Source organism: Aquimarina macrocephali (assembly GCF_051627225.1).
GTDB lineage: Bacteria > Bacteroidota > Bacteroidia > Flavobacteriales > Flavobacteriaceae > Aquimarina > Aquimarina macrocephali.
This window is the reverse complement of the sequence record NZ_CP151795.1, coordinates 2,376,165-2,388,653: the sequence shown is the minus strand read 5'-3', so window position 1 is coordinate 2,388,653 and position 12,489 is coordinate 2,376,165. Positions and strand designations below refer to the sequence as shown.

7 protein-coding genes are annotated in these 12,489 nt (G+C 34.9%); 1 reads left to right on the top strand and 6 read right to left on the bottom strand.

Annotated features, from left to right (window positions below; translation table 11 throughout):
- Positions 1-19 precede the first annotated feature (19 nt).
- On the bottom strand, positions 20-952 hold the full coding sequence (locus AAFU52_RS10665; RefSeq protein ID WP_438426394.1) for a hypothetical protein: 933 nt from the start codon (positions 950-952) through the stop codon (positions 20-22).
- 392 nt (positions 953-1,344) lie between these two features.
- Between AAFU52_RS10665 and AAFU52_RS10660 the strand changes: the two genes are divergently transcribed.
- Positions 1,345-1,530 (top strand): hypothetical protein, encoded by a 186-nt coding sequence (locus AAFU52_RS10660; protein ID WP_024769958.1) that lies wholly within the window; start codon positions 1,345-1,347, stop codon positions 1,528-1,530.
- Between the two features lie 98 nt (positions 1,531-1,628).
- On the opposite strand, the gene AAFU52_RS10655 is transcribed toward AAFU52_RS10660, so the two are convergent.
- From AAFU52_RS10655 to AAFU52_RS10635, 5 genes are all read right to left on the bottom strand, one after another.
- Complete coding sequence (locus tag AAFU52_RS10655) at positions 1,629-2,705, bottom strand: isoaspartyl peptidase/L-asparaginase family protein (RefSeq protein WP_024769959.1); 1,077 nt, start codon at positions 2,703-2,705, stop codon at positions 1,629-1,631.
- Between the two features lie 2 nt (positions 2,706-2,707).
- A complete protein-coding gene (locus AAFU52_RS10650; protein ID WP_024769960.1) occupies positions 2,708-3,691 on the bottom strand; it encodes a toll/interleukin-1 receptor domain-containing protein in 984 nt (327 codons plus the stop codon).
- Between the two features lie 601 nt (positions 3,692-4,292).
- Positions 4,293-5,654, bottom strand: coding sequence for an ATP-binding protein (locus AAFU52_RS10645; protein ID WP_438426393.1), 1,362 nt, complete (start codon positions 5,652-5,654; stop codon positions 4,293-4,295).
- 116 nt (positions 5,655-5,770) lie between these two features.
- Positions 5,771-6,946 carry an eCIS core domain-containing protein gene (locus AAFU52_RS10640; protein WP_438426392.1) on the bottom strand — a complete coding sequence of 392 codons (1,176 nt, stop codon included), beginning with the start codon at positions 6,944-6,946 and terminating at the stop codon, positions 5,771-5,773.
- A 49-nt stretch (positions 6,947-6,995) separates the two neighbouring features.
- The gene (locus tag AAFU52_RS10635) at positions 6,996-12,488 is read right to left on the bottom strand and encodes an eCIS core domain-containing protein (RefSeq protein WP_438426391.1); all 5,493 of its coding nucleotides are present in this window, start codon (positions 12,486-12,488) and stop codon (positions 6,996-6,998) included.
- Position 12,489 lies beyond the last annotated feature (1 nt).

Sequence of the window (12,489 nt, the reverse complement as noted above, 5' to 3'; positions counted from 1 at the left end):
CCAACATTTCTACATTCATTTATTTACAATTAACCTGAAAAATAGGTTTATCTTCAATTTTGAAATTATCTGATTTAATATAGCTACCAGTACACAATTCATACTTATAGATGATGGACATATCAAAAAATGCTTCATCATCTATTCTATTTTCATTTCCTTCTTTATAAAACTCTAGATCAATATATGCTTGTTTTCCTTTATCAAAAATATGGTTTGCATTAATATCCTCTTTAAAGTGGTTATATGAGGGGTTATAAAGGAGTACAGTTTCAGAAGTATTCTTATTGGCTATTGCTCTAATAAATTCTATGTCTTCTCCTTCTGTTGGCAAAGGACGTTTTTCTGAATATTCGTTTTCATCTATATATAATTTATTTTCTTTTAACATGGCATAAAAAGGGTATGTCTCATTTTCTCTAGTAAAAAAATAAACAATAAAATCATTAAGCCCTTTTATATTAAAATCAATTATAGTAGTATTTATTCCTTCATTTATGGCCATAAAAGAAATCATATCGGTATTCTTTTTAAAAGTTTCTACATAAGGATAACCAAAACAGTTAGCTTCATCATTAAATACCTGTTTCATTACATAGTGATCATCTTTTGATTTTTTTAAACTCACGAAACTTCGTGATTCTTCAAACCCCATAAAAGAGATTTTTAAACTGTCCTTTATGTTTTTATTATATCTCCCATAAAGTTCGAATTCATTTTTTTTGGTGTTTGGGGTAAACAAGAAAGTATGATCTCTATCTATACGCCAACTTCCTACCTGTACTCCTCCAAAGTAAGTAATCACAAATTTGCCATTTTCTAAAACGAATAGATGACTTCCTCCTTCTGGAGAATGAGAACCTAATGCGTACAAACCGACTATATCTTCCTTATTTTGAGCCATACCTTTGTTCATCATACAAATTATTACAAAAACCAATATTCTTTTCATTAGTCTATCATTTATATTAGCGTAATCATTTGATAAAAGTAATTAGATTCTTGACCTCGTTTCCCCCTGAAAATAGTGAATTTAAGACCCCTTGTTTTCAGTTAATACTAAAAATTATACATTAAAAATATTTGATGTTTTAAAAACTTTCTTTGCTATTTCCTTTTTAATAAACTGAAGTCATTACTATTGAAAACCTGTGATTGTGATCTTTTCTTCACGTACTAATTTTGTGTTAAAGAGAAAGTTACTCTTTTCAAAAACTATAACTTTAGTAATATTAACCATTTAATATATTTATATCACAGCTATAAAAATTACACTAAACAAAATAGACAAATACTATGAATGTCTATAAATAGTCATAGGAATATAATCTTAAAACTCTAATTATGTTAAAAAAAATTTCAAATTTAGGTGAAGCATTAAGTAAAGCTCAACAAAAACAAGTTAATGGAGGAAGAGAACCTGACGGAGGTTGCAGAAGGTATGAATGGCATCCTGTTAAACGATGCTGTTGGTCTGATTATTATAATTGTTGTGATGGGACCCCAGAATGTCCAGCCCCATTGCTATAAAATATGATAGTATCGTTTTAATAAAAAAGGAGGACGATATCGTTCTCCTTTTTATATTTTTTGTGTGTATTTATAGACTGAATATTAACAAGTATATCCTACTCTTTCTCTTTATAAATTCCTATAGTAAGCTCTCCTGTAGCATTCATTGTGGCACGATACATTCCTGCAGTATTAAATTCCATCGTTACATTTCCCTTATTATCAATTGCTACGATCCCTCCTGTACCTCCAAGATCAGTTAGTTTTTTCTGTATCACCTCTTTTGCTGCTTCCTGAAGAGAAAGCCCTTTATATTCCATTAATGCAGAAATATCATGTGCTACCATCGCTCGTATAAAATATTCTCCCCATCCTGTACTTGATACTGCGCAGGTAGCATTATTGGCATATGTTCCTGCACCAATAATTGGTGAATCTCCTATACGATTCCATTTTTTATTGGTCATCCCACCTGTAGAGGTTCCTGCTGCCAAATTTCCATTTTTATCTAATGCTGCACAACCTACCGTTCCGAACTTAGAATCTTTTATAAACGGATCATAAAAAGCGGTTGTTTTATTAGCTTCTTTGTTTTTTAATTTTTCTTTTACTCTCTCCAGCGATTTCATTCTATCTTCTGTAAAGAAATATGCAGGATCAACAATCTCCAGATTTCTTTCTTTAGCAAACAATTCGGCTCCACTCCCTGATAATAAAACGTGAGGAGAGTTAAGCATTACTTCTCTGGCGAGATTGATTGGATTTTTAACTGTTTTAACTCCTGCTACTGCCCCAGCATTTAGGTTACTACCATCCATGATAGAAGCATCCAGTTCGTTAGTCCCATCATTAGTAAATACTGCTCCTTTACCTGCATTAAATAATGGAGAATTCTCAAGAACGTTTATTGTTTTTTCAACTGCTTCAAGGCTTGTTCCTCCATTTTTAAGAATGGTATGTCCTACTTTTATTGCTTCTTCAAGTTTAGCTTTGTAAGCCGCTTCTTTTTCTGGAGTCATGTTCTTTTTCAAGATAGTTCCTGCTCCACCATGAATTACAATTCCAAAGCTATCTTCTGGTTTTTTAATTTCCTCTTTAGCAGTTTCAACAATAGGTGTTTCTGCTGTTTCCTTTGGCTGTTCTTTACATGCCAAAAACAAAATAAAACTAAAAAAGATAATTACTCTTTTCATAATTAAGATAATTTGTGTTTACAATAATCGATTAAAGCGATTCTCCCTTGAAAGAATCTGAAAGTTAAATGTATACTATTTCCACCATTATCTTCCAAAGTTATTGATTTATTTAACTCAATATCATAGGGTTGATGCTGTCCTCCTTCGATGGCTATATTATCAGCATATAGTGATATTTTGTTGTTTGATTTTAACACAGGTTTTATTCGGCCCATAACTCCTGGTGTTTCACCAGATTTATTAAGGATTATAGATCCCGATCCTTTTGATTTTTCAACAGTTACTTCTATGTCTTCCTTTGGGTTAATATCTTTAAACAATACTGCAGGATACTCTGGATGTGCAATAAGCACCGTATACAATTTACGTGTTCGAATAATAAAATGTGCAAGACCTTTTTCATCAGAAAACCCTTCAAGATATGTAGAATTATTAGCCACTAATACTACTTTGGCATTTTTAATCGATTCTTCTTTTTCATTTACCATTTTAATAGTAAAAATGAAAGGTTTTGGATTAATCAGGGTAGAGATCTTTGACCATTTGCCTTTCAAAAAAGCTTGATCTTTTTTTATTTTTTTCTCGATCAGCCCAGCAAATTCGTCTGGGCTTCTATCTTTTAAGTTGATATACCCTACTGTTTTCAATATCCCAGGAATCTCTGTATCGTCAAATCTAGCTGGCAAAATATATTCTCTACTTTCCTGAAATGCCCTTGCCTGCATAGAGGCTCTCTCATGGTTTGTCCATAATTTTTGATTGTAAAACCCAGATATAAATAATACCGTATATCTTGCCCTGTTTTGATAAATCTCGGACAAATACTCATATAAGTTTTTACCCCATAAATTTGTTTCTTCAAACAGGTCATAAAACACCTTGATTCCTCTTATCCTAAGGCTATTTGCAACCTCTTCTACATATGCTCTATTCTCTCCAGCAAAAGAAAGCGCAACATCATATTCATAATTCTTGTTTTTCATCACTGACTTCTTTTTCTTTTTAACCTAAAACTGACTAATTCTTACTAAAAAACCGCTACTACAAAATTACTTTGTTTATTTGGAATATTTCCAATTTTAATAGGAAATATTCCAACAAAAGTTTTACTTTTAAACCGTAAAAAGAGGTGTTTAGAACCATGAAGCCTTGATAGATAATAAAGGAAAAAAGTTGTAGCTATTCTGGTTATTTATGTCATCTAGAAATATGAAGTAACTCGATTACAAAGGAATTAAGAAAGGTCTTATCGAACTATCATCTCGGGATTTTCGACTTTACTCGTAACGTGAGTTCGGTGTAACAAAATTTACGTCAGTCGGAGTGATTTTCGATAGAAAATTGTACTTCGATCATGCTCAGCAGAGCTATCGAAGACAAGTAAATTTTCGTCAAAAACCTAATTTCGATACAATTTTTCTCCATTTCATTATGAAAAACCACTCAATTTGACGGTTTTTTAAATTAAAGCCTTACATCGAACTCAGGTTCGTAACCAACTGGTAGAGGTAGTATTTTGATACATTTGATCAGGTATGGATTCTGTTGGACTTGAAGTGAATGTAGTATATTTAATAACTACTTTTAATATGAGAACGTCTTATCTTGCTTTTTAAGCTCTTTCTTAATTCCTTCATAAATATCATTCTTGAATATTACATTTTCTTTCCTCGAATATGCTTTTAAAGTAGCATAATACATTACATTAATAATATCTGCACCTGTAATTTCGTATTTTTCTGCAATTTCTTTCCAATCAATATCATTGTTACATTTCATATCATTTGGAATACTCTGCACCCACAACTTGTATCTTTCTGCTGTTCCTGGCATAGGGAAATGAATAATGTTATGAAACCGTCTTAAAAAGGCATCGTCTATATTGTTTTTAAAATTCGACGCTAGAATTAAAAGTCCTTCAAAGTCTTCTATACGCTGTAATAAATAAGAAACTTCTTGATTTGCTGCTCTATCATTAGAAGTATTAACCCCAACTCTTTTATGAAATAGCGCATCTGCTTCATCAAAAAATAAAATCCAACGTTTACGCTCTGCTCTTGAAAATACTAATTCGATATGCTTTTCGGTTTCACCAATATATTTTGATATTACCAATGATAAATCAATTCTATATACCGGAATATCAAACTTATTGCCCAGCAAGGATGCGGTTAGAGTTTTTCCAGTTCCTGGTTTACCATAAAAGAGTACTCGGTATCCAGGTTTGATTTTCCTTCCAAATGTTGGGTCTTTGAGTACCTTATTATGATGATTCATCCAAATTTGAATATCATTTATTTGATCTCTGGTTTGAGGGTGCAATACCAAATCCTCCCATAACATAGAGGTAGATATTTTACGTGCCGGAAATTCTATACTATGAACTGGCGCAGCTTCTTGACCTAGCAAAATTAACTCCAGCCAATCTGCATCTGGTGTGAGGCGCCCACTCATATTAGGTTCCTTATTTGACACCGAATCTACCTGTAATAATCCGTATTTGGCAAATAATGCATCGCTACCAAATATTTTCTGAAAGTGTAACCTTTTGGAGATGTCCATACCTGCCAATAAAAAAAGTGCAGTTTCTCCGGTAGGTAAAATACCTCGATGATGTTGTCCTTTTACTCCTCCAAAAGCAATGAATTCGCCACCTTGCGGAAGTGCCTGGGCCATAACATCTTCCAAAAAACCAGGCCTAACATAAGGAGCAATACTCAGCAAGAGCACCAGCTTCTCCTCAAATGAAAAAGCATCGTTTACTTGTAAGACCTTATCCAAAGCAGGTATAAATGAAAGATCATTATACTTTGTTAGATCAATTTCTGAATTTTTATCTGTTGTAGTAATTCGGTCTATTAATATTTTTCCTAATGAATCGAGGCACTTATCAAAATCGTCTTCATACGAGGGAACTATCTTAAGATTACCTTTTATTCTTTGCATATCCTAATATGTATAAGTGTATTACTACTTTTTGACAATGTAGAGCATGCCATTGCTGACACGTATTTTGTTCAAGATACTGCATATTTGATATTTAAAAAAGAGTGTTTTACCCCTTATTGTTCTGTATCTGGTGTAGGGGCTGGAGTTGTTTCATCTTCACAATCCAAATCTACAGCAATATGAAATGGGTCCAAAGCATCGCTAGCTGTCTGTACCGTTGTTTCTCTTGAAGCAGCATTCATATGATGCAAATTCTCTACATACTCCTGGATACCTGCACTACACCCAGTGTAATCAATAGGTAATGTTACACTACCATTATATTGACTGAAAGCGGTTACATGATCTTGTTCGTGAGGTTCTAAAATAGTATCAATTGCATTTCTCACTCTTTCATGTTGACACTCTGTTAATCCCTCAGGAACATCTGGTAAAGTAATATTAGTAGACACACTGTAGTCTACTTGTAACTGCCCTGTATAGTGCCAACAATCCCCCTCTGCACAATTCACACAATCTTCTGAAGTTGTTCTACGTAGGTTTCTTGTTGTACCTGTGCCTCCATCAAAAGTTGCATCTGTTTTTCCTTCAAAAGTTACAGAGTTTGCATAAGCTGTTTTTGTAAAAACTTTCCCAAAAGTTTGAAAATCAGGAATACTTTCTGGCACCATTACCATTTCTTCTTCTTGTTCGGCCTCTTTTTCCATTGTTTCCGAATCTGCTGCTGAGCTTTGTTTTACCCCTTCTTCTGTAGTTGGTTCTGCAACTTCTTCCTCTTCTTTCGCTGCCGGTTCTATAGTATCCTCTTCTGGCATCATCTGGATTTTATGTTTTCCATTCTTTTGTTGCTGAATATGTTTTAATTCGTGCGCCAACAATTGTTTTCCTTCTAGGCTTCCTTCTTTATAATATTCTCCATTCAGTACAATATGATTTTGCCACGCAAAAGCTTTGGCTCCAATTTCTTTGGCTGCACTAGCCGATTCTTTATCGTTATGCAATTTTACATCTCCAAAATTATCATGCATTCTGCTTTCAAAAAATGTTCGATTGTTTTTTGATAATGACGCTCCTTTGTTATTGATATTATTCATATAATGACCAAAGAAACTTTTAGGAGTTGTAGTTGATTGTCCATTGGATTTCTTTTGTACTTCTTTTTTTTCTTTGTCTTCACATTTTTCACATTTACGTTGTACTTGTGACTCAAAAAAATTATCGTTTTGTTGCTTCTTCTTAGAGGGTTGTTGTTTTTTGACCCTTCTTTTTCTAAATGATTTATTTTTCATGGTTTTTTAAATTATTAAATTTCAACCTAATCCTTTATTAAACATAACATTAGCTGTTCACATTTTTCTTCTCAAATTCTTCAACTGATTTATCATAATCAGGATCAGCTCCAATACTCTTATTAAAACCATCCTCTGATGATTCATATTTGACACTTAAGAATTTACCTGGTAATTCTTTTAGATCTTTATTGATTTCTGTTTGTAATCTACTACTTAACTCTTTTTCCATATTTGCATCAGATTCTGTACTATTAGGATTATCTGTTGCAAATTCGGTTTTTAACAAGTCTTTTAGATTACTTCCTTGTGATACTTCTTCCCTGATTCTGGCAGCTACAGTAAGGTTAAATGTCTCCTTTTGAGAAAATACATCAGCCATCTTATCTTCCACCCCAAGCATTGTCTCTCTATTATATTTCGGAGAGGAAGGATAAATATTAAGAGCTTTATTTTTACCAGAACCTCCAAACCTATCTCCAATGATATGAGCGTTATCAAATCCTCCCGTAGCAGAATCTGTAACACCTCGTGGATTGCCCTCAGGTTTAAAGACCAAATCTGTACCCGTTACTGTCCTCGTTTGTACCTGATCTTTATTTCTATTTAACACTTTATCAAATGAAATCTCGATTTTAAAAGTAGGGCCAGGATCTCCATTAAATGTTTTTGTTGTATAATTCGCTTCATACACTCCACTTTTCTCAGAAATTTTGATTTCTTCTGGGATATAGTTTTTATGATCCGGAACATACTTTTTCTCTGCTCCAGGAGTAAGAATACCATCATCATTGATATAAATACTCATAAATCCGGCATCTGCCATATTGGGATTTCTACCAATTGTTATTTCTATAAAGTCCTCTCTCTCTGTTTCAATAATTCTGTATACTGCTTTACCATCTACCTTATTCACATCAGAGCCTATATCATTCATAAATCTTACCAATAATGAATCATCTTTCTTGGTTACTTTTTTGTTTAGATATTTTTCTAATAACGGAACAGACTTATCATTTCCACCCATAATGGTACTTATAAGCGGTACTAATTCTGCCATTTTCGTATCCAAGCTATCATTTAGTTTTTTACTCTTAACATTATCCTTAGTTGCTTTTAATTCTGTTCTTATTCCATCTATTTCAACAGATTTATTAACCGCATTATCAATGGTTGCAATCATTGCATCGTCCGTGTTTTTGCTTTTAGCTTCATTTAGAAAAGCAGTTACTGGTGTTGGATCACTTGCTACAGTTAAAACAGAATTTTCTGAGCTTCCTTTGAAGTATAATTTGTGAGATTTTCCATCTCCACCTTTAAAGCTCTTTTTCTTCTTCCACCATTGCGTTATTTTCGCTATTGCACCTTTAACCTTCTCTTTGCCTTTCTCTACCAAGCCTTCTCCAAATTCAATAGCCTTAAGCACACCATTAATAATTGGCATTCCGATTTTCAGAGCTTTTGCAACTAACCAATCTATACCTTCTGTTATCTTTTCTCTTATTTTACCAATGATCTCTGCCAATTTTTTACCAATATCTCCAAGGCCTACCTGGTTTGCCAAGAAACCGATCAATACCGGAACTCCTTTTGCCATGGCCCCTTCCAGATAATCAGCTGCTACTTTAATGTTTCCAGCAGCAATTTCTGCCACACCATTGACAAATGAATTTAAGATCTCAAGCATAGCTTTAAGATGTTCTATAAAGGATTGAATCGCTTTATAAATTGCTATTACACTATTGATCACTGCCATAATTCCTGTTGGATCTAACATGCTTAGTAACTTAGTAATTACCGATTCTATGACCTTAGTCATGATCCAGTTTTTGGCAGCATCCAAAACCATATTCCATAACTCACTTAATTTCTCCTGCACATATTCCCAAATAGCAATTGGTCCTCTTTTGATGACATCTTTTACAAAAGCCCATATACCCGTTAATTTGTCTATAGCACCTTTGATCTTGGCTACTTTCTCTGCACCTATTTGCTCGGTTAATTTGATCCATACGCGCTCCATAATTTTATCGACACTTATACCCAGAATCTCAAGCACAAGATTAAGTATGCTTTTGAAGCTGAAATCAGGAGGCATTTTAATACCTAAACCACCCAAAGAGCCAAATAACCATGTAGCTAATCCACTCATTAAATGTTTGAGGATATTATCAAAAAACTGTACAAAACCTTGCTTGATCCCTTTAAGTATATTTTTTAAGAATCCAATAGGATCACGTTTTATGTTACCAAATGCCTCGAGAGAACGTTGTATGATATTGTTAACCGTATTAAACGGGAAGTTCATAGCAATAAGCATTATTTCAATGGCAATTTTTACAATAGTGATGATAAACTTCACAAGTCGTATTACTGGTGATTTGAAGGTGTTAAAGATCTTTATGAAAACGCCTGGCGGATTAAGGAAGTCTTTCCAACTCATCGACTCCCATAAACTTGTAAAGAGTCCTAGAACATACTCGACCGTGAACCCAAGACGCTTGACTGCTTTGCTAACTTTTTGCGTCATTTGATCAATTTTCCCGCTTTCCTTCATTTGCTGGAACTGTGCTTCTCCGCCATCCATAAGACTAAAGAATCCATGAATGATATTCTCTGTGTTTCTTCTTACTTTAGCACCTGTAAATGGGTCTTTACCAATCAATACTGTTACCAGGAAGTATCCTCTCTGTTTCTTAGCAAAATCACTTAATTTTGATACTAATACCTCCCTCAATAGTGCTAATAATTCTATCATAGCATCTGTAAGAAAGGTAGTAATTCGTTTTATTGGTGTTGTAAATGCTTCAGCAATCTTGTTAAAGGTTTCTATTGGTGTGAAAAGTGACTTGAACGAAATGAGTTCCCATGCGGTAGTAAAAATATTTTTGACATCAGAAACTAAATCGAGCATTAGATTAATACTTCGATCGATCCAACCTGCACATTTTTCGAAAATGCCATTTTCTAGCATTTGACGTTTTATTTGTGCTCCTCGATCTCCTAACACTTTTAACCCTGCATTTAGGATATTAGTACCATTTCGATCAACTTGTTTCTTGGTGATTGGGTCTTCGCCAAGTAACACAGTCAACAGATCATATGCATTTGGGAAATATTTCTTAACCACGGTTACCAGATTGGTAACAGCAATATCTTTAACCGTACTTAGGAAATCCTTTCCTACATCATCTACAAATGAGACAACCTGTGTAACAATAGATTGAAATAAGCTTGCCACATCATTCATAACCCGTTCTGGATTACCAACATCTTTGATACTTAACCTGTTCCAGAAATTAGCGAATTTCGATTTTACACTTTCTATAAGGTCAGAAAAACGTTTTACAGAATCGAATAACCAATTTGCTACCGGATTTGTAGCTTTAAAATAATCCAATACCCATTTCACGGTATCCCCTCCTATTGGAATAATATCCAATACTGCATCTAATAATGTAAGTGGTGTTTTATTTACTTTGGTGCCTTTAATCGGGTCTTTACCCATAATATAGGTCAATAGAGTATATCCTGGAATTTCCCCAACAAAATCCAATACCTTATCGATTAAGAAGTCTTTGGCTTTATCAATTCCTTCTTCTATAAGATCTGCCATATCCGAGGCTAATCCGGATACTGCATTCCATGCATCCCCGAGCCAGCCACCTTGTATCATTGGACCATTAGATTTAGTCTTTACCTGACTGGCTAGAGAAGATTCTGCTTTAGTTTGTATATCTGCAGGGGCATCATCTGATTCATACTCTACTCCGTTTGATGCAAATCCTCCCGAGCTACCAATTTCAGTTCTCTGTATAGTTTCTTCACCTTCTTCTTTTTCTGACTCTTCAGATTTTGCCTGAAGCATTTCTTCGTCTTTCTCTTCTTTCTTCGCTGTATCCTTTTTGGTTTGAATTTCTTCTTCCTTCTGATCTGCTTCTGGTTTAGTCTGGATTTCATCCTCTTCATTTTCACTCTCTGCTTTTCGATTTACACCATATTTTAACTTAAGCAGCTCTTCTAGTGTTTTAGGTTTTGTATCCTTGTCTCCGTGTTCTGAATCTCTTAAATTTCCAGTTTTGGCAACCAGTGGATTAAAAAAACCTTGCCAGTTACTGATATCGTGAGTTTGCACTTGAATTTCTCCACCAAGGTTGTCATCACCGGCTGTGTTTCCATTAATACTTTTTACGCGGTTGGTGCCTTCCATACCCACTACTAATCCATAATGAGATCTTTTTTCTTTATACGCCAAGTCTCCAGGTTTTGGAGTGTAACCAGGCGGGTAAGCCGATTCAGGCGGGATAAATGGTACTCCTAATTGCCATTTGGGCATAGGGATTCCTGCTTTGTTTAATGCCCAAAAGGCAAAAATACCGCACCAACTAGGCATAGCATCTCTCATTCCGACATCTAGTTTGCCTTTATGATCAATAATGTTTCCTTTAAACTTGGATTGTTTTTTGATGTTTATTCTAGGAACAATATTTTTTTCTCCGGTAGGTTGTGAAACTATTTTGTCTTTCCCAAAGGTCGTTTCAAAGTATTCCATTAGTCTTTCCCAACCATAACGATACCCGTCAGCACCCTCTTTATTGGCAATAACTTTTCCTTTTTCGCCCTCTGCGAGTTCTACAGCTTTTGTTAATTGTGGTGCTACTTGTCTTTGAAGAATAGACTTTTTCTGTACAGCAGTGAATGCATGTTTTCGCTGTACTTTGGATTGGGCAACGGGAGATGCCCCCTGCTGAATGGTATGTGTTAACTCATGCGCAAGTAAAGTCTTACCGGAACTTGAATCCGGATCATATTTCCCACTATTGAAATAGACATGATTTCCATAAGTAAAGGCATGTGCATTTACTTGCTTACTCATCTGCTGAGCGCTCGTGTCAGTATGTATTTTTACTGCACTAAAATCTGCCCCGAAGCGGGATTCCATAAAACTACTGACTGGCTTAGACATTGGCCGGCCACCTGAAGTTGAATTGTGCAACTGGTTCTGAAATCGCACACCCGTTGCGGGCGGACCGCGGCCACTTCTTTGTATAACATCTGAATGATACATAGAAGTTGACCGCTCATTAGAATATCTCTGCAAGGATTCTTCCTCATCATCAGATGATGCTTGCATATCTGTATTATCTTCTCTTTGTATAAAAGTATATTGCTTGGTTTGTATAGAAGGGGATTCTTCCTGTTCTTCGTCTGCCATTCTTTGTATAGAAATAGCCGCTGTCTGGATGGTTTCCTCTTCTTCTTTTTCTTCTTCCTGACGTTGAACTTCGGGAGGAGCAGTATTTTGTAGACCCATTTGTTGATCTGGCATATTTACTACTCGTTCTGCTACGAGATCTGCTTCTCTTTCATAAACGTCATTGGGTTTATTTACTCGTAATTTGGTTTGAATAGCAGGCTGAAAAAAGGTAGATTCTGGCGTAGCCGTCCTCTGCTCTTTTTGAGATCCAAAAAAAGTCTGCTCTGTTTTGCGTTGTACGCTTGCAGAGGGTTTAACCGTTTTATCTGCTGATGTAGAAAACAAA